The organism is Acidobacteriota bacterium (assembly GCA_016208495.1).
Taxonomy (GTDB): domain Bacteria; phylum Acidobacteriota; class Blastocatellia; order Chloracidobacteriales; family Chloracidobacteriaceae; genus JACQXX01.
The window spans coordinates 47,861-68,443 of record JACQXX010000104.1; the positions used below are offsets into that span (position 1 = coordinate 47,861).

Sequence of the window (20,583 nt, forward strand, 5' to 3'; positions counted from 1 at the left end):
CCTGTTTTTTGGTGAAGAGTGCCTTGAGACTACTTTGAAAGTCGGGCTGAAGAAGTCGGGCTGAAGAAGACGGGTTGCAGAATTGGTTTTATTTCATCCCTCATCCCTTCGATTGCCCCGAGCTGGCGAGTCTTTCTGCCCCAAGCTCTCAGCCCTGGATTTTTCAGCCCCGGTTTTACGTCGTCGGGATTGGCCGATTCATTTGCTTGTAAATCGCTTCAATCTGGCCTTTGTTTTCTTCAGCTTCCTTGTTGGTTGGGTCGAGTGCCAGCACTTCACGATACATCTTCAATGCTGCCCGATATTTGACCCTGGCTGGCAATGGGCTCTTAAACATTAATTCGTTGCCATACTCCAGTTTGGCTTTTACCAACTCGGCTTTGAGTTTGGCATCACCGGGTTTGGCTTCATACTGTTTTTCCAGTTTCTGGATACTGTCCGGCATGGGAGGAAGCTCGGGCAGGGGTTCGTTGGCCTGCGCCGAAGGTGCTGACGTCGCGGGTTGGCCAGATTGTGGTTGTGAACCATATCCGCCAGAAGCTGGTTGTGGCGGCGCCGAAGCACCGGAAACTGGTTTGGGGGCTTCGGCACAAGCTCCAACAAGGAGCACCCCAGCCAGCAGACCAGTGGCAAGACCGGTTTTGAGAATCGTTTCTTTGGTGGATGAATTTCGTGGTGTAACAAATAACATACTGCTTCAAAATTCCTTTGATAAATGATGTGGGGCTGAAGACAGCGGGCTAAGGGTTGAGGGCTGAGGGCTGAAGACATTGGGTTGAAGAACTGGTTTTATTTCATCCCTCATCCTTCATCCTTCATCCCTCATCCCTTCGGTTGCCCTCAGCCCTGTTTTTTTCAGCCCGATGTCTTCAGCCCTCAGTTCTAAGATTTAAACAGTTTATTCAGGAAGCCGCCTTCATTCTTGTTCGATCTAATCTGATCGAGTCCGCGAATGGCGGTTTGTTGAGTTGAGTCAAGTTTGAGGGCTTCTTCAAATTCACGTTCGGCCTGCTTTGGCATGCCTGCCCGCATGTACAACTGGCCTAAACTTGCCCGACAGACGGCATTAAACGGGTCGAGTTCAACTGCTTTGCGCAAAATGGGTTCGGCTTCTTTTAATGTCTTTTGCTGGGTGGACAAACAATTTCCAAGCAACAGGTAATACCGCCCCTGGCTTGGTTCAAGCCGAATCGCCTCCCGCATCAAGTGAGCCGCGACCACATATTCTTTGGAAATGTACCGGTTCCGGGCTTCCAGGTACATATTTTCCGCCCGTTGCGCGCGTTGCGTCGAAGTTTCTTCTGTCGGCTTGACTGCCGCTGGTGGCGAGTAGGGAGTATCAACTAAAGCACCGACTCCGCCTGGGGTTGCCAACGGCGGAACCGCCGGGTTTTCAGGTGTGTGGTTGCGCAGCGATTCATAACAGGTGGTGATGCGCGAGAAAATTTGCTCGATATCTTGCAGAACTTCTCGCGACAGCGTTCGATGACGATCTGGATGAAACTCTTTGGCAAACCGATGGTAGGCATCCCGAATGTCGTCCCGCGTGGATTGACGTGTAACCCCAAGCGCCTCATAGGGATCATTGCTTTTCAAACGCTCTCTCAACTTATTGAGCATTTCAACGACGGCGCCTTCATTGGCGGCTGGAGCCGCCGGCTTCGGCACTGGTGAACTCACCGGCGTTTCTACTGGGCGAGACTCGGCCCTTGGAGGAGCGCTCTCAAAAGACGGCAATGGCGTCAAAACCGGTGGAGTTGGAATGGACGCTGGTGGTCTTGGCAACGTCGCCGATACCGCCGCTGGTGGCGACACAAACGGTGACGACGCTTGCTGGCCAGATGGTGGTACTAAAAATTGCGGCAACGGGGCTGAAGCCTGGGGTGGCGGGAGCGGTGCCGAGTACTGAGGCATGGGAGGCGGAGGTGGTAATGGCGCTGACTTGGACGACGTCGGCGTTTTGAGCATTTCGTAACAACTCGTGATGCGAGTAAATAGAAATTCCACTTCCTGGCGAACCTCGCGCGGCGCGCCCTGGAACCGATCCGGATGCAGATCTTTGGCCAGCCGATAGTAGGCATCCCGAAGTTCATCCTGGGTCGAATGCCACGTGACTCCCAAAATGATATAGGGATCATTGGTCACCAGGCGATCCCGCAACTTCGCAATCTGTTCCAGAACGGCAGGATCATTGCTGGCGCTGGGTGCTTCGGCTTCGGTAACGACTGGCTGCGCCTGGGCTGCCTGGGCATAGAGCGATTTGGGGATTGAAATTCGACCGGTTTTCTTATTGATTTTGGGGGCTCCAAGACGTTCCAACACCCCAGATGAGAGCAACCCATAGGTGGCCCGCAAGACAGCATCGGGTGGCGCCCCAGCCACGAGCAAAAGCTGCAGCACGTTCATGGGCTCTTTGACGGCATCAATAATCTGACGCTCAATTGGTTTGAGCGAAAGCGTTTGTAACCGTAACAACGGACTGGTACTTGGCCCAATTAACCGGTTTAAATCGCCAAGTCCGCGCTGAACCAACTGAAAGTCTTTGATTCGCCGGACGCCCTCCAAAATAATGCTGGCGGTTGACAAATCAAGCCGTAAATCAGCCGGGACAACATTGTCTTGAGGTGTAAATTCATAGGTGCCCGCCGGCCACTCAAACACGGAATAGACAATGTCCAGGATTTGAAATGTGACATTCATCAGTAAGTCACGATCTGAGAGAATGCCCAACTCAACCAGTATTTGACCAAAGCGTTTCCCAGGACGCATCACAGCCGAAGCTCGATCAAAATCGGCCTGAGAAAGCGTTCCATGGCGCATCATGGTCTCGCCGATGCGATCTTCCTTGGCATCGCTTGAAGCAAAAATGATGGCGCCAAGCTCAAAATAAATAGCCTTTTGCCGCCCACGATAACTGAGTTTCAGTTCTCCACTCTCGCGGTTGACATATAGCCGGCGCAGCACATCCGGGAGACAATCTTGTGCTAACTCACCTGTACTCATTTGGGTATATTCCTCTCCACTCTAAAAGTCTTTGCGCTCAGTAACTTAAAAACAACTGACCTGCCCCCGCTGCAAGTCAGATACATCCCCAGACCTTCGCTTCTGGTCAGAGATGGTTGTCCCAAAGACTGAATGAACACTCAGGATTGAAGGCACCATTCATGGTGATGCACAACCCTCTGCCGGTGAAAACAACTGAGTGGCAACCAGTCACTGGAACGGCACGATGGGTTTATATTGAAAGAGTGACGACTGAGGCAATTGAAGTGATCTGCAAGAGAGTCTGACGAGAAAGATAGCAGGAACTGGACAGGGAAAAAAGGACCAACTGCTGACTTTTTTCACCAGGAGTCCTCCCTTTCGAAATTCATTTCCTTCACGGGTAACTCCTTCGATCTAAAAGCGAAACAGCCGTCTGGAACCGGGTTCCAGCGGCTGTTTGAGGTAAGATCACCCAAGGCATGGCTCATTGATGAACCCGCATCTGGGGTTGTGGGCGGGCCGGGCTGTTATTGATGTTTTCAATCGTATTGAGCGTGGTCATAATCGGGTTGGTTTCTTCAAGAATCTGCTTGGTGGTTTCGATATTGGCCAGCAGGGTTTCAAAGGTCGAATCCAGGGTGGTGATGCTTTCCATCGTGTTCATGGTGACCACCTGATCGTTGACCAGTGAGAAGAAATTTTCGATTGATTTTAGTTGTTCTTCAACATGCCTGACGCTTCGCTCAATATCATCAAAGGTGGCCAGGCGACGATTGAGCAATTCCAGATTTTTTTCCATCAGCATCCGGGTTGGACCATCGGCCCGGGCCATATCGCGCTGGGTTTGCATAATCTGGTTCAGAATGGATTGTCGGTTGACGGAACGCAGGTGATATTTGCGGCGACGATACATGTCCAGAAAATCCACAAACGATTCCCACATCGAATCGAGGCAGTTAATTGAGAGGGGGATTTCCTTGAGACCAGTGAATTTTTTGTAGTTGTCGTAAATCTTTGATTTCATCCAGCGGAGGTATTCAACCGCTTCACGTTCGCGTGGATCAAACGACTTGATGCGTTCTTCACGTTCCCGGCGCCGCAACTCCAAATTGCGGTGGGCTTCGCGTCGTTCGACCAGTCGGCGGTAGAAATTGCTGGTTGGCACCAACGCCAGATATGCGACCTCGGCTGAAAGACCCGCCGCCAGTGGCAGCCAGCTTTCCCCTTGTGAAGCGGCGGTAAAGGCCGCCGCTGCGGCAAAACCCACCATGGCCCAGATATTTAAAGGCTCAGTTACGGCTTCTTTTAAATAATGCATTTTTGAAATCATAGCCCAACGCCAGCCGTACGGGGTGAGACAACTTACAATGTTAAGTTATCTGATACGTGATCAAGACTTTTTCGAAATTGAACGGCAAGTGTTAATCTAACGCACCCTCTGATGAACGACAAGGGCCGAGACCCTGAAAAATCAGTCCAATTTCAAACAAACACCCCCCTACTTGTGTTCCAGCGCCGGGAATCCTCCTTTGGATGGTTGGTCAGGTGGCTTGTACAGCCTTGAAAATCAGCCGCGCTCTACGCGTAATGGCTTTTTCCGGTTGCAATTAACTCAGGTTTTCAACTGATGTGAATCAAGCGCCGCCGCCACTTGTCTTTTCTTTCGGAAACTATTTGACACCAGACCGCCTGGCAGCCAGTATGGGCACCAACTCCCCAGACGCTGAGTCGAGCACTTGTCCCCCACTGTAACGTCCATTCCTGCTTCGTGGAGTCGTCAACCGTGAAAAAATATGACTTAATCGTGATCGGATCCGGACCAGCAGGTGAAAAAGCTGCGGCCCGGGCAGCGTATTTCGGTTTTCAGGTCGCAGTAATTGAAAAAGCGCCCCGTGTTGGCGGAGCTGGTATTTTAACCGGCACCCTCCCGTCCAAAACACTCAAGGAAACCGCGCTCTATTTTTCCGGAAAACTTGATAAGGGTCTCTATGGTGTTGACCGCCAGTTCTCACGTGAAACCTCAATCGGAGATTTCATGTTCCGCAAAGACTTTGTCACCACCAGTGAAAGCAACCAGATGCACAACAATTTGCTCCGGCATAAAATTGATGTGTATTTTGGTCTCGGTCAGTTTCACGATTCCAAGACGGTCGGGGTCCAGAAACCTGATGGCGACGAAGAAGTTCTCACGGCTGACTATATTCTGGTTTCGACTGGTTCATATCCGTATCATCCTCCAAACATTCCCTTTGACGGCAAGCGCGTACACGACTCAGACACGATTTTGAACCTGGACCGATTTCCCCACACGCTGGCTGTGATCGGGGCCGGAGTGATTGGTTGTGAATACGCCACCATTTTCTCAACCATTGGGACCAAGGTTTTCCTGGTCAACTCAACCGATGCGATTCTTCCGTTCCTGGACAAGGCAATTTCCCAGGCGCTGGTTGATAAAATGAACAAAGATGGGGTGGAAATCCTCTTCAACACCTCATTTGACCAGATTGAAGTTTCGGCTGATGAATCCCAACCCATCCGCATCCCGCTCAAATCAGGTCGCACGCTTGAGGTAGATATGTTCCTGTATGCGGCTGGCCGGTGCGGCAACATTCGCGGACTCCACTGTGATCGAGCTGGAATTACCCTTGGCCCGCGTGAAACTATCCTGGTTGACACCGACTATCGAACCAATGTTCCCCATATTTTTGCGGTTGGGGATGTGATCGGGTTTCCGGCGCTGGCCAGCATCAGCATGGACCAGGGCCGCATTGCCGTCAGCAATATGTTCAATGTCGGCGACGTCAAACAATTTGCCAAAGTCTACCCCTTTGCCATCTATACCGTCCCTGAAGTCTCAATGGTCGGACTCACCGAGGAAGCCGCCCAGAAAGAAGGGCTCGATTTCTGCACCGGACAGGCACGTTATGGCGATATGCCGCGCGGCAAGATTATGGGCACCGAAGACGGCTTGCTGAAAATCCTGTTCACTCGCGAAGACCTGATTGTCCGCGGGGTGCATATTATGGGCAATATTGCCTCAGAACTTATTCACTATGGACTGACGCTGGTACAGGATCAAAAAACGCTCCATGACGTGATTGCAACCATCTTTAACTTCCCGACACTCCACGACTTATACAAATATGCCTGCTATGATGGGTTGGGAAATCTGGCTGGTCGCAAATTGAAGGATTAAGTTTGGGTTCCGGGTCCTTTAAGGGATGAGGGATGAAGGATGAGGGATGAAAAAAATCACCCTGTCATCTTGTCAGAGTTCCGGGTTTTCGAAATTTATGTCCTTTTTGTCTCTTTTGTCTTTTTCCCAAACCCCAAACCCCAAACCCCAAACCCCGAACCCCGAACCCTGAACCCGAGATTTCCCATGGCTTCCCGAAAACGCTTTCCACCGCGTCATACTAAAAAACAACCAGCATCGGCTGCCGGCTCAACCACCATACCTCAGTTGACCCGAATCGAACTCGTCACTATTGAAAAACTGATCTATGGCGGCGATGGACTGGCCCGGCTGGCTGATGGACGAACCCTGTTTGTCCCTGGAGTAGTTGGCGGTGAGAAAGTCGAAGTCGAAATCACGGAATTGCGCCGCACATTTGCGCGAGGACGGCTCATTCGGGTCATTGAACCCTCTCCAGACCGCATCGAGCCCCTTTGCCCACACTATGGCCACTGCGGAGGATGTCATCTCCAGCATCTTTCATATCCAGCACAAATCGCAGCCAAATCAGAATTTATTCGTGAAGCCCTTCAACGAATCGGCGGATTTTCCTGGCCGCAGCCAATCCCAATACAGACTGGCCCCGAATGGCATTACCGCAACCGGACCCAGTTCAAACTTCACTTCAACCCACACACCAAACAGTCCGAGGCTGGCTTTTTTGCCGCCCATTCCCACCGCATTGAGCCGATCACCGAATGCCGTGTCCTGGATCCGTCGTTAAATCAGGCGTTACGACGTCTGACGAATCTTCCTTCGACTCATATCTCAGCAACGCCAGTCGTGACATTAGATCTGGCAACTGATGCAGTGGGGCAAGACCCACCCGAGTCACCTTCAATCTCAGCCTCATTGCCATTTGTCGGGCTCTCCACCAGACCCATTGTGCGCCAGGTAGCCGGTTTTCAGTATCGGTTTGACACCGAATGTTTTTTTCAGGTCAATTCATTTTTGCTCGACACACTGGTGAAGGAAGTTCTTTCGAACCTCACTGATTCGTCTGGCACTGAGGCGATTGCCGTGGACCTGTATGCCGGGGTGGGTTTGCTGACGTTGCCGCTGGCTCACCAATTTCGAACTGTTTTCGCGGCTGAAGCAGCAGCGCATACAGCCCACTTTGCCGAAATCAACCTCGGTGCCAATCAGATTTCCAACGTGACTTTCCAGCGCCTATCAACTGAAGAATGGCTAATCGAACACCTTGATCTGGTTGATCAGGTGGCCTTTGCCGTGGTGGACCCACCCCGCGCCGGACTGAGCCCCGAAGTTGTAGACGGCTTGATCAATCTGCGCCCGCACCGTCTGGTCTATGTTTCCTGTGATCCCTCCACTTTAGCCCGTGATGTGCGTCGGTTGCGCACGGGTGGATTTGTGGTCGAAACCATCACGGGAATCGATTTTTTCCCCCAAACCTACCATATTGAAACCGTTGTCCAGATGCGCTGGGAAGGCTTCAACTAAAACTTCAAATAGAAATCCATAAAACTAACTAAATAAATAAGTTATCAAGATGAATTTAAACTGTATCTTGTGACTTTTTTCCAGCCTTTGCGCTTGACACAGTGTTTTTCAGTAACGTAATATTCGATTTGGTGGAAAAAAGTGGCCAAAAGTCGCTTTTTTTAGCGTTTTGCCTATCAAAACCTCAAGTTACACGTTAAGCCCTTCACATTCGATATCCCGAACATTTGCCGTGACCAGTGACACCACTCTCTATCGGCGCAAGTCCTTTTGTTACTATAAATTGGGCTGTTTTCAGAAGTAGCATGATTTGGACCGGCACTGGAGACCAGAAGTGAATGAGGATTGGCAGGTATAACCATCGCCACAGCAACGATGTTTTACGGTGGGCATAGCGAGGGACGGACATGCTGCGAGGGAATCATACAGCCCGCATTGATGACAAAGGGCGGTTAAAGATCCCAACTCCCTTCCGGCGACTGCTTGAAGACCGGTATGGTCTGCTCCTCTATATCACCAGCCTGACTGGTGAATGTGCCCGCATTTATCCGATGCCTGAATGGGTGGCGATTGAAACCCGACTCCTGGCGCTTCCGGTGATGGATCCGGCACGCCGCAAGTTTCTGGATCGAACCAACTATTATGGCCAGGAAGCAGAAATGGACACCCAGGGACGTGTTCTGATTCCGTACCAGTTGCGGTCCAAAGCCGAAATGCTCGGTGACGTCGCGGTTCTGGGGTATCTGAATTACCTTGAGGTCTGGAGTCTTGAACGATTTGAAGCCCGACTGGCAGCCGATCCATTTACCGATGATGACGCCGCCGCTCTGGCCAGACTCGGAATTTAGCCAACATGTTGAACGGCAATGATATTTGAGAAATCAGCTCCTTTGATACAACACCTGCCTGTTATGGTGGATGAGATCCTGACGTTGCTGGAGCCTGAACGCGGCGGGTGGATCGTGGATGGAACGCTTGGTTTGGGCGGCCACACCGAAGCCGTTCTCAAGCATTCGGAAACAACTCGCGTTCTGGCAATTGATCGTGATACCGAAGCACTGGCACTGGCCCACGAACGGCTTGCCCCGTTTGCTGACCGCGTCGTCTTCGTTCACGGGGACTTTCGCGATCTGCGCCACATCCTGGCGCACCACCATCTCACGCAGGTTTTTGCCATTTTGGTTGACCTTGGGGTTTCATCCTGGCAACTCGGCCAGGCCCATCGAGGGTTTAGTTTTCAACTCAATGGCCCGCTTGATATGCGTATGGACCAAACCCGATCTGTCACAGCAGCGGAGCTGGTCAATACTCTTTCGGCTGAGGAACTTGCCAACCTGATCTTTGAATATGGTGAAGAGCCGGCTTCGCGGCGGATTGCCCGCCGCATCGTCAATGAACGGGTTAAACACCCGATTGAAACCACCGAGCAACTGGCTGAACTGGTCCGACGGGCGGTTCCCTTTTCACCCAAACAGTTTCGAATTGACCCAGCCACTCGCACGTTTCAAGCCTTGCGGATTGCGGTGAACCGTGAACTGGAACACCTGGACCAGTTTGTTACCGATGCGATTGATCATTTGCTCCCAGACGGCAAACTGGCAGTCATCACATTTCATTCGCTGGAAGACCGCTTAATTAAGCACGCCTTCCGGATTGAAGCTGGGATGGAAAATCCGATCACTGACCGACGCGCCATCTGGTTAACCCCACACCACGAACGAACCGTTCCCCCAAAACGTGTTTCGCTGGTGACCAAAAAACCAGTTGTGGCGTCAGAAGCTGAAATTGACCGGAACCCACGTGCCCGGAGCGCCAAATTACGAATATGCCAGCGGGTTGCTCCGTCTGATCCCGATGCCTTGAGCCCAACCTGATGTCATCCTCCTTATCCCAGGCTCGGGGACGACAAGGATCACATTCGTTTGGCCGAATCTTGTTTAGAATCAAGCAGGGACACTTCATTGACCATGAAAGGAACCTGAAACCGCGTATGCAACGCTATCGCCTGCAGTCTTCAATCCAAAACACCTGCCCCAAACGTGCGCTTGACCGCACCTGGTTCCGACAGTGGGGACTCACCATCATCCTCGGGACCTCGGTTGCCTGTGGGTTTGTCTATGTGTCGTGGCAACACGTCAGAGCAGTTGAAATTGGATATGAAACCGAACAGATCAAACAACAAATCCAGCACCTTGACCAGGAACAGCGCAAACTTGAACTTGAACGGCAACGACTTTTGTCACCCAGCGTGCTTGAAAACCGCGCCCGCCGACAAGGAATGGGGCTGCCCCAGGCCAATCAGACCATTGTCATCGAACACCGCTAGCCGTCCTGAACAAAAAGACGGAATGATTGAATCCAGCCTGGTTTCTAGCATCGGCAACGACTTGAACTACCTGAGTGAGCATGGCACTTCGCGAGACGATTAAACAAAAAACAACTCGGAAAAAACTGGTGGCGGTCACACCACCCCAGTTGTTGCCACCAGTCCGACTGAGCGTGATTGCCGTGGTGTTGCTGGTCTGGATGAGTTTGATCATTGGGAGACTGGTCAAGTACCAGATCCATGAACATCAGATCATGTGCGAACGAGCCGAACAACAGCAACAACGCGTGGTTGAGACCACTCCCCGGCGCGGCACCATCACGGATCGAAATGGCTATCAACTGGCCACCAGTACCGAGGTTTCATCGGTGTATGTCTCACCGGGCCAGGTTCCCAAGCCAGCCCCTCACGTTGACGAACTCGCCAAAATCCTCGACATGCCACGCGAAACCGTGTTGCAGCGGCTGACATCATCAAAAGTTTTCGTGCCGCTCAAACGCAAAATCACCGATGATCAGGCCAAAGCGCTTACTCAGCTTGATATTCCAGGCATTCAATTTGTCACGGAAACTAAACGCAGCTATCCACAAGGCGAGCTGGCATCAACCGTGCTCGGCTATGTGAACTTTGAGGAGCAAGGCGTGGCGGGCGTCGAAGGAGAATTCGACAAACACTTGAGGGGGACCGCCGGAAAAGTCCTGGTTGAATCCGATGCCAAAGGACGTCCGTTTCATCGCAACCAGCAAACGAGTGAAGTTGGTCAGAGCCTGACCCTGACCGTGGATCAACGCATCCAGTACAAAACCGAACAAATCCTGAAGGAAACGGTGGCCTCAACTCGTGCCAAGAGTGTGATGGCGGTGGTGATGGATCCAACCACCGGCGACATTCTGGCACTCGCCACAACCCCAACCTTTGATCCAAATACCCGGGCCGAAAATGAAGAAGACCTCCGGGCTCGTCGCAATCGGGTTGCCGAAGAAGCCTATGAACCGGGATCAATTTTTAAAATCGTGACCTACTCCGCCGCGCTTGAAGAAAAACTCCTGCGGCCATCCGATGGGATCAACTGTCAGGGCGGATCAATCACCATTGCCGGTCATACCGTGCGCGATGGCGGAGGCTATGGGATGCTCACGGCGACGGAGGCCATCAGCGTTTCAAGCAACGTGGCGGCCATCAAAACCGGACGCCAGCTTGGAAAAGAGCGTCTCTTGAAATATGTTGAGCGGTTTGGGTTTGGACAGTCCACCAACGCTGGCTTTCCAGCCGAGTCAGCCGGATCCATTGGTGGCGTCAACCGATGGTCGGATTTGTCATATGCATCGCTTCCGATGGGCTATGAAATACAGGTCACGCCACTGCAACTGGCTGGTGCCATTGGGGCTCTGGCCAATGATGGCGTTTGGGTTCAGCCCCATATCGTCCGCAATATCCTCTCAACCACCGGCGATGTGATCTTTGACACCGAACCAAAAACCCGTCGGGTGGTCAGTGTGAAAACCGCGCAGGACATGCGGACGATGTTGCGCAACGTCGTGGAGCGCGGCACGGCCAAGAAAGCCAAACTGAACGGCTATTCGGCAGGCGGGAAAACTGGAACCGCGAAAAAATTTGACCACAAAATCGGACGCTATTCCGAAGTCAAATACTTTGCTTCATTCATCGGACTGGCACCGGTTGAAAAGCCCAAAGTGGTGATTGCCGTGGTGGTGGATGAGCCTCCCTTCGGTGCTCACCATGGCGGTGATGCGGCAGCACCCGTTTTTAAACGGATTGCGGAAATGGCCCTCCCAATTTTGGGAGCCAAACCAGATGTCCCGTTTGACCCGCAGGACGCACTCCTGGCTGCCAACCAAAATCTACCGGATGAACCCGATCCATTTGATTTACCAGGAAAACAAATTGCGGCACCGGCATCAGGTATCGAAGCTCCACCAGCCGATGTCGTGCTTACCAGCACCACTCAGTCCAAACCGGCCTCCCATCCGTCATCGGCAGCCGCCTCAATAGTCCGCAACCACACTCCGCTGGTGACGGTCAATGCCCCAAGCCGAGGCATTCGCATGCCGGATTTGACGGGCCAGGGCCTTCGGACAGCGGTCACAACCTGCTCGAAACTCGGGATTCGGATTCAGTCTTCCGGATTTGGGGTCATCAGAGAACAACTCCCTGCCCCAGGCGAACTGGTGTCGCCGGGAAGTACCTGTCAAGTCCGATTAAGTTCGTCTTGACCACGGACGGAATACCACACCAGCAACGAGTGCACGCCATTTTTCACAGGACAAGGGTTATTATGGTACAGGCTCAAGACATTGCACGTTTGATCGGAGGGCATTTCAGCGGCCCCGCCGGTGACGTTTGTGCCATTCACCACCATGCTGCGTCCTGCCAGCCCAAGAGCCTGTTTGTCGCTATCCAGGGGGCCCGATCAGACGGTCATCAATTTATCCCTCAGGCCCTGAGCCAGGGAGCACTTGGTGTTATCTCAGAACGTCCCTGCCCTGCCGATTTCAATCACATCTGGATTCAAGTACCGGACGCCCGGCTGGCCATTGCCCAGGCTGCCGCTGCCATCCATGGATACCCAAGCCACAGCCTCAATCTGGTTGGAATCACCGGAACCAACGGCAAAACGACAACTGCCTATTTGCTCAATGCGATATTCCAGTCGGCATTTGGCCTTTCAGCCATGATGGGCACGGTGGAATACCGGATTGGAAATCACACTGAAACAGCCCATCACACCACGCCGGAAGCCTCTGAAATTCAATATTTTCTGCGCCGGGCCGTTGATGCGGGGTGCAAATATGCCGTCATGGAAGTCTCATCGCACGCCATTGATTTGCACCGGGCGGCAGCACTGAACTTTGCAGTAGCTGTTTTTTCAAACCTGACCCAGGACCATCTTGATTACCACAAAACCATGGAGGCGTACTTTGATGTCAAGCGCCGTCTTTTTGACGGACGCCTGTGCCCGATTCCACCAGTCGTGGTGCTGAATCGGGATGATCCGTATGGCGAACGACTGTACCAGGAGCTACCAAACCAGACTCGGAAGGTGAGCTATGGAATTCGCTCAGGTGATCAGGATAACCGGCAGATGGATATCTGGATTGATCGCGTTCAAACCAATCTTTCCGGCCTGTCACTCACGGTCCATTGGCCTCACAAAATCCTTGAGATCAAATCGCCAATGGTCGGTAAACCGCATGCCTACAATATTTTGGCATCAGTTGCGACCGCCACGGCCTGTTCAATCCCGGCGGAACATATTGTGACCGGCATTTCACAAACACAGGTTCCGGGGCGGTTTGAGCGGGTTGATGGTGGAAGCCAGGGGTTTGCCGTCGTGGTTGATTATGCCCATACCCCAGATGCCGTCCAGAATGCACTGGGTGCGGCGCGAGAACTGGTGGCTCAAACCGGTGGCCGGGTGATCACGCTTTTTGGGTGCGGAGGTGACCGGGATCGCACCAAACGCCCGCTGATGGCTGAAGCTGCCGCCCAGTACAGCGACATTATCGTGGCCACCTCGGACAATCCGCGCTCTGAATCTCCGGAACAGATTCTGGATGACGCCGAAATTGGATTACTCAAAGTGGGCAAGCCCTATCACCGCATCACTGACCGCCGCCAGGCAATTACGTTTGCGATTCAGCAGGCTCAACCAGGTGATATTGTGGTGTTAGCTGGTAAAGGACACGAACCCTATCAAATTCTTGCAGATCGAACGATTCACTTTGACGACCGCGAAGAGGCCCGTCAGGTATTGCGGAATCTGCTTGACCCACCCCACCAGGAGGCTGCCTGTGTTCATTCCTGAAATTGGCCACCTGGCGGGCGCGAAAAACCTGACGGAACTGATCCATGAAGTCGCTGAAATTTCCCCGGTCGGGTTTGCCATTGACTCGCGAAGCATTCAACCCGACGAACTCTTTTTTGCCATTCAGGGCACGGTGTTTGACGGCCATGCCTTTGTGAAAGCAGCTTTTGAGCGCGGCGCCTGCGCCGCCATTCTTTCAACCAGTATCAAAGACTTGACGGATGCCGAACGCCAGCGCTGCTTGATGGTTGATGACACCCTGCTGGCACTCCAACAACTGGCCCACCGGCTGTTGATCGAGTGGGGACGTCCAGTCATTGGTGTTACAGGGAGTGTTGGCAAAACCACCGCCAAGGAACTCACGGCCCGCACAGTTTCAACCTGTGGTCGGGTTCACGCGTCGGTGGGGAACCTGAACAACACATTTGGACTTCCACTGACGGCACTCAAGATGATTTCGAATCACCATAAAATGGATGATTTCGACTTTGCAGTCTTTGAGATGGGTATGAGCTTTCCCGGCGAAATCACCCAACTGACCAAAATTGCCCCGCCGCATATCAGTGTGGTGCTCAATGTGGCGCCGGTGCATCTGGAAAATTTTGACAGCATTGACGGAATTGCCGCAGCCAAAGCCGAAATCATTCACGGCATGATCGAAGGCGGAACGGCGATTCTCAATGTTGATGATCCTCGGGTTTGCCAGATGGCTGAAATAGCACGGGCCAAAAATGGTAAGGTGGTGTTTTTTGGTCGTGGGAAAGAAGCCAATGTCCGCGCCATTGATGTCACACCGCAAGGGTTGCTTGGAACAGATTTTACGCTGGTGACTCCGAAAGGCACGATTCCAGTTCACCTGCCATTGCCGGGTGAGCATTTTGTCCACAATGCACTGGCCGCCGCTGCCGTGGCCCTGGAATGCGGGGGCTACCTGGACAGCATTGCCGCCGCGCTGGAACAAGGAAAACCGGCCCCACATCGCGGTGAAGTTCTCCATTTTGAAGCTGGCTTTACGGTGGTGGATGATTCCTATAACTCCAACCCTCAGGCACTCAACGGGATGATGAAACTTCTGGCTGCCGTGCCCGATGCCCGCCGCACCGTACTGGTCGCCGGAGAGATGCTTGAACTTGGACCAACCGGGGCGCAAATGCATGCGGAATGCGGAAAAGCCGCCGCCGAACATGGAATCGGACTCCTGGTTGGGATTCGTGGGCTGGCGGAACATTTTTTGACCGGGGCACACACTGCTGGTTTGCCCCATTCACAAACTTATTTTGCATCTGATGCCACCCAGGCTGGTGAATGGCTTACCCAAGTCATCCGTCCTGGAGATGTGGTGTTGGTGAAAGGATCTCGTGGCGTTCGAACGGAACTGGTCATTGAAACGCTCAAACAACGCTATTCGGTTTGTCCGACGGCACCACCTCAAACCGGGTTATACAGATAAAGCAGGTGTCGGACTGAGGAGGTTTCCCAACGTGATGCTGCTTGATTCCTGGTATTCGAAACGCTAAAGGCTGGTTTTTTGTGCTCTATTACCTGCTCTACCACGTTTTACGAGAACTTCATCCCAGCTTTGGCGCGCTTCGCGTGTTTGGCGAAGTTTCGTTCCGGGCTGCGCTGGCGGCGATTACAGCGCTGATCATTAGCCTGGCATTTGGTCCGCTGATGATCGAAAAGCTGCGCATCTTAAAATTTGGACAGGAAATCCGTGAAGAAGGCATGACCACTCACCGCATCAAGCGCGGAACGCCCACGATGGGTGGCATTCTCATCATCACGGCGGTCGCCGGCGCCACACTGCTCTGGGCAAATCTCAGTAACCTCTATGTCTGGGTGGTTTTGTTTGCGCTTCTTTCCCACGGGGCAATTGGCTTTGTGGATGATTTTTTGAAAATTAAGAAGAAGCACAACCTTGGGCTTCAGGGACGCTACAAGCTGATCGGTCAGTTTGGGTCTGAAGTGATCATTGGATTGGTGCTGCTGGTTGGGGCGCATTACTCAACCCAACTCAGCGTGCCATTTTTCAAGGATTTTCGCCCGGAACTCGGCTGGGCGCTGTATCTGGCGTTTATGATCATCGTGATGACCGGCAGTTCCAACGCGGTGAACCTGACCGATGGACTCGACGGCCTGGCGATCAGTACCACATTTGTGGTGGCTTCGGCGCTGGCTGGACTGACCTTTGTCACTGGGTACACCGACGCTGCGAAGTACCTCGGACTGACAGCAAATCCAGAAGCCTGGGAAATTACCATCTTTTGTGCCGCGCTGGCCGGTGCCAGCCTTGGGTTTTTGTGGTTCAACGCCCCGCCGGCTGAGGTTTTTATGGGCGACGTCGGCAGTCTGGCGATTGGCGGGGCGATTGGCTGTATCGCCATTCTGATCAAACAGGAACTGCTGCTGGTGGTCATCGGCGGGATTTTTGTCATCGAGGCCCTGTCGGTCATTATGCAAACGACCTACTACAAGATGACCAAAGATCCTCAAACCGGAATCGGAAAACGCATCTTCAAAATGTCTCCGATTCATCATCATTTTGAATTGCTTGGTTGGAAAGAATCAAAGATCGTCTTTCGTTTCTTAATTTTACAGTTCTTATTTGTTTTGCTTGGTTTGGCAACGTTGAAATTACGGTAACCAGCGAGGTAGCGAGTAGTCAATCCACGGTAACCAGCGAGGTAGCAAGTAGCGAGTAGTCAATCCAATGCGTTTTGACTTTAATACACAGAAAATAAATCCAAATTCTTCTATGGTTTCTGAGGTTTCAACGGGATAGCTATCATGGAAATATTTATCTGAAAGTTATAGCAATCCCAGCAGTAACCAACACACTTCAAAACACAGGGATTGACTACTCGCTACTCGCTACTCGCTACTCACTCATCTAATTATGGACGTGACCGGAAAAAACATTCTGATTGTTGGTGCTGCCCGAAGCGGCCTGGCCGCCGCTGAGTTTCTGGCGGCACGCGGGGCACATGTGACCGTGACGGATCAACGTCCGGAAAGTGCCCTGTCGGCTGAAGGCGAGCGGATGCGGACGATTGGAGTTAGCCTGGATCTTGGCGGTCACACCGATACGCTTTTTGTGACGGCGGATGAAATCGTCATCAGCCCTGGCGTGCCACTCACGATTGCTCCTTTGCAAAAAGCCGCCGCCGCCGGTGTACCGATCATTGGGGAAATTGAACTGGCCGCACGCTATTTGAAAGGCCGGATTGTGGCAATTACCGGATCCAACGGGAAAACCACCACCACCACATTGATTGGGAAAATGCTGGCGGATGCCGGATTACCGATTCAGGTCGGCGGAAACATCGGAACGGCAGCCATTGGGTTGGTGGCACAGTCACGTGAGGATGGGTTTACTGTCCTGGAAACCAGCAGCTTCCAGCTTGAGACAATCAACACGTTTCGCCCACAAGTCGCGTTGTTGCTGAATGTGACGCCAGATCACCTGGATCGCTACCCGTCATTTGAAGCCTATCGGGACGCCAAACTTCAGATGTTTCGGAATCAGGGGCCAGACACGCTGGCGGTGCTCAATGCAGATGATCCAACCACACCGCTGGCCCTGGAACACCTGGCTGTCAATCAGGCATCTTACGTGCTCTTTTCCAGAACCAGGGAGCTTGAGAATGGAGTTTTTGCACGCGGTCAGGAGTTGATTTCACGCGCCAACGGCCACGAACGGGTGATTTTGAATCGGAGCGATATTTACATCCGTGGCGATCACAATGTGGAAAATGTTCTGGCTGCCGTGTGCGCAGCGCTCGCGTGCGGGGCCTCTCCAAATCAAATTCGCGAATCAGTCCGAACCTTTCCCGGCGTCGAACATCGCCTGGAATGGGTCACGGAAGTCAATCAGATTCAATTCTTTAATGATTCGAAAGCGACCAATGTGGACGCCACCATCAAGGCCATCGAAGCTTTTCCCGGCAACCTGTTTGTGATTTTGGGAGGTAAGGACAAAGGCAGCGATTATTCACCGCTGGTGCCGCTTTTGAACGAACGCGCCAGGGGTGTGATTTTGATCGGTGCCGCCACCGAGCGGATTGCCGCCGCCCTTGAAACCAAACTGGATGATGATGTTTTGGTGACTCGATGCAATTCAATGAAGGACGCAATTGAAACTGGCTTCCGCCAGGCTGCTCCCGGTGAGATTGTCCTGCTCGCCCCAGCCTGTGCCAGTTTTGATATGTTCGACAACTTTGAGCATCGGGGCCAGGTGTTTAAATCTGAAGTGCTCCGATTAAAAGAGTGCTTTGAGCAACAACGACTTGAACTTTCGCACGGGTAATTTCAATCCAGTGGCTAAACTGGAAAAAGAGTTCACTAACCTGAAAAGTTAACTGAAATAAACTCTTCCAACTCGCCACTGATCATAAGCTCTTCCAATTTTCCATGAAATCACAAGCGCTCAAACTTGCCAGCCAGGGAACCCGACTTGTCAGCGCCAGCATTGGTGATCGCTGGATGGCGGCGATTGCCCTTGGACTGGTGATGTTTGGCGCTGTGATGGTCTATAGCGCCTCAGCCGTCCTCGCCCAAACCAATTTTCACAACCAGTTTTATTTTCTGCTGCGGCAGGGATTTGCGGTGGTCATTGGATTGGGGTTGTTATTTGGCGTTTTTTGGTTGGGCTATACCCGCTTAAATCATCCAGTGGTCGTGTACGGACTGCTCAGCATTTCGGCATTTCTGCTGATACTCGTTTTATTCCTGCCGCAAACTCGTGGCACCCAACGATTTATCAGATTTGCCGGATTATCGTTCCAGCCCTCGGAGTTTGCCAAAATTGCCCTGATTATTTTTCTGGCATACCTGCTCGGTCGCCGAAATGACGAAGAACGCCAAAACCTCTGGCTCACCTTTGTTCCCTGTAGCCTGATTTCAGCCATTTTGATGGGTCTAGTGTTAGGCGGACAGGATTTAGGTACCACCTTCATTATGGCACTGGTCACAGCCGTGATGGTTTTTGTGGCGGGCGTGCCCCTGCGATACCCACTGGTTGGTGCTATCGCGGCCATGCCAATTGTGGCGTTTGAACTCTATCGGGCGCCCTACCGACTGGCGCGACTCCGGGCTTACTGGGATCCCTGGAAATATGCGCGGGCAGAAGGATTTCAAGTCGTTCAATCACTGATTGCCATTGGCAGCGGCGGCACAGGTGGCCTTGGGTTATCTCAAGGAAAACAAAAGCTCTTTTACCTTCCAGAGGCACATACTGATTTTATTTTTGCGGTCATTGGCGAAGAACTCGGCTTGATTGGCGCGGTGACGGTGATTGTGTTATTTGCCATTTTTGGCTGGCGTGGCTTTCGGGCTGCCCGACTGGCAACTGATTCCTTTGGCAGCCTGCTGGCTATTGGATTAACAGTCATGCTGGTCGCTCAGGCTTTTTTCAACATGAGTGTGGTATTGGGGTTGGTGCCAAATAAAGGCATCCCACTTCCATTTATCAGTTATGGCGGCACTTCAATGATGATGAGCCTGCTTGCCGTGGGCCTGATTCTGAGTGTGTCACAACAGGGGAAACAGAGTTAGGGTTCCGGAAAAGACATAAAGGACATAAAGGACATAAAAAGTTCGAACCCCTAAACCCTGAACCCTCATTTGGAGCGACGACTGACGAGAATATGCGCATTATCATTGCAGCCGGAGGAACCGGCGGACACATCTTTCCAGGAATTGCGGTCGCTCGCGAATGGGTACGGCGTGACCCGGCAACGGAGGTGATGTTTGTCGGAACAGAACGCGGTCTGGAATCACGGCTCGTTCCTCAGGCCGGGTTTCCACTGACTTTGATTCAGGCTGGTGCACTCAAAAATGTTTCGATTGTGAAACGGTTGATTTCATTGATGAAACTTCCGTTCGGTTTTTGGGCGGTCAATCGGCTGTTCCGGCAGTTTCGACCTGACATTGTGATTGGCGTTGGGGGGTATGCCTCTGGAGCGGCAGTGATGATGGCCGCCTTGAAAGGCATTCCGACACTGGTGGTTGAACCCAATGCTCTTCCTGGATTCACCAATCGCATGCTGGCTCGCTTTACCCGAGCAGCGGCGGTCACGTTTGGAGAATCAATTCGCTTTTTCCCAGGCAAATCAGTCTTGACTGGAAACCCGGTCCGGGCTGAGTTTGAAAATCTGAGTCCAAAACCACGGACAACCAAACTGCACCTGTTGATTTTTGGCGGGAGCCAGGGTGCCCATGCCATCAATCAGGCCATGATTGATGCTGCACCACTCCTGACTTCGGTTCGAAATCGCCTGATCATCACCCATCAAACCGGAAAAGTTGATGGTGCAGAGGCTCAGGCAGCTTACAAAGCAGCCTCACTTGAAGCCGAGGTTTGCCCCTTTATTGACGACATGGCTGGTGCGTTTGCCCAGGCGGATTTACTCATTTGCCGGGCGGGTGCCACCACGGTGGCTGAAATTGCGGCTGCGGGGAAGGCAGCTCTGTTTATTCCGTTCCCACTGGCGGCAGATGATCACCAGCGCAAAAACGCTGAAGCCTTTGTCAACGCCGACGCTGGCCGGATGATCCTTCAGTCGGAATTGAACGGCGAGCGGCTGGCCAAAGAAATTCTTTCGCTGATTGATAAACCCGAGCGCATTACGGCCATGGAAGCGGCCAGCCGGAATCTCGCCCGTCCAAATGCGGCTGGTCAGGTGGTTGATCTCGCCTTACGAGTGGCATCAAATTCATCTTTTTCAGAACTGATAGCCTTAAATCCGTAGG

At 52.5% G+C, this 20,583-nt stretch carries 15 protein-coding genes; 12 read left to right on the top strand and 3 right to left on the bottom strand.

Annotated features, from left to right (window positions below; genetic code table 11):
* Positions 1 to 175: 175 nt before the first annotated feature.
* From HY774_21290 to HY774_21300, 3 genes are all read right to left on the bottom strand, one after another.
* A complete protein-coding gene (locus tag HY774_21290) occupies positions 176 to 691 on the bottom strand; it encodes a hypothetical protein (GenBank protein MBI4751023.1) in 516 nt (171 codons plus the stop codon).
* A gap of 191 nt (positions 692 to 882) precedes the next feature.
* Entirely contained in the window at positions 883 to 3,003 is a 2,121-nt protein-coding gene (locus tag HY774_21295) for a DnaJ domain-containing protein (protein ID MBI4751024.1), read from the bottom strand.
* A gap of 466 nt (positions 3,004 to 3,469) precedes the next feature.
* Entirely contained in the window at positions 3,470 to 4,303 is an 834-nt protein-coding gene (locus HY774_21300) for a hypothetical protein (protein ID MBI4751025.1), read from the bottom strand.
* A 465-nt stretch (positions 4,304 to 4,768) separates the two neighbouring features.
* On the opposite strand from HY774_21300, the gene sthA reads away from it, so the two are divergent.
* The 12 genes from sthA (at position 4,769) to murG (ending at position 20,582) form a co-directional block, all read left to right on the top strand.
* On the top strand, positions 4,769 to 6,181 hold the full coding sequence (gene sthA, locus HY774_21305) for a Si-specific NAD(P)(+) transhydrogenase (protein ID MBI4751026.1): 1,413 nt from the start codon (positions 4,769 to 4,771) through the stop codon (positions 6,179 to 6,181).
* 186 nt (positions 6,182 to 6,367) lie between these two features.
* On the top strand, positions 6,368 to 7,681 hold the full coding sequence (locus tag HY774_21310) for a class I SAM-dependent RNA methyltransferase (GenBank protein MBI4751027.1): 1,314 nt from the start codon (positions 6,368 to 6,370) through the stop codon (positions 7,679 to 7,681).
* 407 nt (positions 7,682 to 8,088) lie between these two features.
* Positions 8,089 to 8,529 carry a division/cell wall cluster transcriptional repressor MraZ gene (locus HY774_21315; GenBank protein MBI4751028.1) on the top strand — a complete coding sequence of 147 codons (441 nt, stop codon included), beginning with the start codon at positions 8,089 to 8,091 and terminating at the stop codon, positions 8,527 to 8,529.
* An 18-nt stretch (positions 8,530 to 8,547) separates the two neighbouring features.
* A complete protein-coding gene (rsmH, locus tag HY774_21320) occupies positions 8,548 to 9,555 on the top strand; it encodes a 16S rRNA (cytosine(1402)-N(4))-methyltransferase RsmH (GenBank protein ID MBI4751029.1) in 1,008 nt (335 codons plus the stop codon).
* 116 nt (positions 9,556 to 9,671) lie between these two features.
* Complete coding sequence (gene ftsL / locus HY774_21325; GenBank protein MBI4751030.1) at positions 9,672 to 10,007, top strand: cell division protein FtsL; 336 nt, start codon at positions 9,672 to 9,674, stop codon at positions 10,005 to 10,007.
* An 80-nt stretch (positions 10,008 to 10,087) separates the two neighbouring features.
* Complete coding sequence (locus HY774_21330) at positions 10,088 to 12,241, top strand: transpeptidase family protein (GenBank protein ID MBI4751031.1); 2,154 nt, start codon at positions 10,088 to 10,090, stop codon at positions 12,239 to 12,241.
* A gap of 62 nt (positions 12,242 to 12,303) precedes the next feature.
* Positions 12,304 to 13,833 (top strand): UDP-N-acetylmuramoyl-L-alanyl-D-glutamate--2,6-diaminopimelate ligase, encoded by a 1,530-nt coding sequence (locus tag HY774_21335; GenBank protein MBI4751032.1) that lies wholly within the window; start codon positions 12,304 to 12,306, stop codon positions 13,831 to 13,833.
* Positions 13,820 to 15,283, top strand: coding sequence for a UDP-N-acetylmuramoyl-tripeptide--D-alanyl-D-alanine ligase (locus tag HY774_21340; GenBank protein MBI4751033.1), 1,464 nt, complete (start codon positions 13,820 to 13,822; stop codon positions 15,281 to 15,283). The genes HY774_21335 and HY774_21340 overlap by 14 nt, the downstream gene beginning before the upstream one ends.
* 80 nt (positions 15,284 to 15,363) lie before the next feature.
* A complete protein-coding gene (locus HY774_21345; GenBank protein MBI4751034.1) occupies positions 15,364 to 16,476 on the top strand; it encodes a phospho-N-acetylmuramoyl-pentapeptide-transferase in 1,113 nt (370 codons plus the stop codon).
* Positions 16,477 to 16,729: 253 nt separating this feature from the next.
* Complete coding sequence (gene murD, locus HY774_21350; protein ID MBI4751035.1) at positions 16,730 to 18,139, top strand: UDP-N-acetylmuramoyl-L-alanine--D-glutamate ligase; 1,410 nt, start codon at positions 16,730 to 16,732, stop codon at positions 18,137 to 18,139.
* A 104-nt stretch (positions 18,140 to 18,243) separates the two neighbouring features.
* The gene (ftsW, locus tag HY774_21355; protein MBI4751036.1) at positions 18,244 to 19,386 is read left to right on the top strand and encodes a putative lipid II flippase FtsW; all 1,143 of its coding nucleotides are present in this window, start codon (positions 18,244 to 18,246) and stop codon (positions 19,384 to 19,386) included.
* Positions 19,387 to 19,478: 92 nt separating this feature from the next.
* Positions 19,479 to 20,582 carry an undecaprenyldiphospho-muramoylpentapeptide beta-N-acetylglucosaminyltransferase gene (murG, locus tag HY774_21360; GenBank protein MBI4751037.1) on the top strand — a complete coding sequence of 368 codons (1,104 nt, stop codon included), beginning with the start codon at positions 19,479 to 19,481 and terminating at the stop codon, positions 20,580 to 20,582.
* The last annotated feature ends 1 nt before the right edge of the window (position 20,583 follow it).

Bases quoted from the DNA above. Each gene is read 5' to 3' on its own strand.
- HY774_21310 (MBI4751027.1), top strand. From the start codon at position 6,368: ATGGCTTCCCGAAAACGCTTTCCACCGCGTCATACTAAAAAACAACCA.
- ftsW (MBI4751036.1), top strand. From the start codon at position 18,244: ATGAAATCACAAGCGCTCAAACTTGCCAGCCAGGGAACCCGACTTGTC.
- murD (MBI4751035.1), top strand. From the start codon at position 16,730: ATGGACGTGACCGGAAAAAACATTCTGATTGTTGGTGCTGCCCGAAGC.
- rsmH (MBI4751029.1), top strand. From the start codon at position 8,548: ATGATATTTGAGAAATCAGCTCCTTTGATACAACACCTGCCTGTTATG.
- HY774_21330 (MBI4751031.1), top strand. From the start codon at position 10,088: ATGGCACTTCGCGAGACGATTAAACAAAAAACAACTCGGAAAAAACTG.
- ftsL (MBI4751030.1), top strand. From the start codon at position 9,672: ATGCAACGCTATCGCCTGCAGTCTTCAATCCAAAACACCTGCCCCAAA.
- HY774_21315 (MBI4751028.1), top strand. From the start codon at position 8,089: ATGCTGCGAGGGAATCATACAGCCCGCATTGATGACAAAGGGCGGTTA.
- HY774_21295 (MBI4751024.1), bottom strand. From the start codon at position 3,003: ATGAGTACAGGTGAGTTAGCACAAGATTGTCTCCCGGATGTGCTGCGC.
- HY774_21300 (MBI4751025.1), bottom strand. From the start codon at position 4,303: ATGCATTATTTAAAAGAAGCCGTAACTGAGCCTTTAAATATCTGGGCC.
- HY774_21335 (MBI4751032.1), top strand. From the start codon at position 12,304: ATGGTACAGGCTCAAGACATTGCACGTTTGATCGGAGGGCATTTCAGC.
- HY774_21290 (MBI4751023.1), bottom strand. From the start codon at position 691: ATGTTATTTGTTACACCACGAAATTCATCCACCAAAGAAACGATTCTC.
- murG (MBI4751037.1), top strand. From the start codon at position 19,479: ATGCGCATTATCATTGCAGCCGGAGGAACCGGCGGACACATCTTTCCA.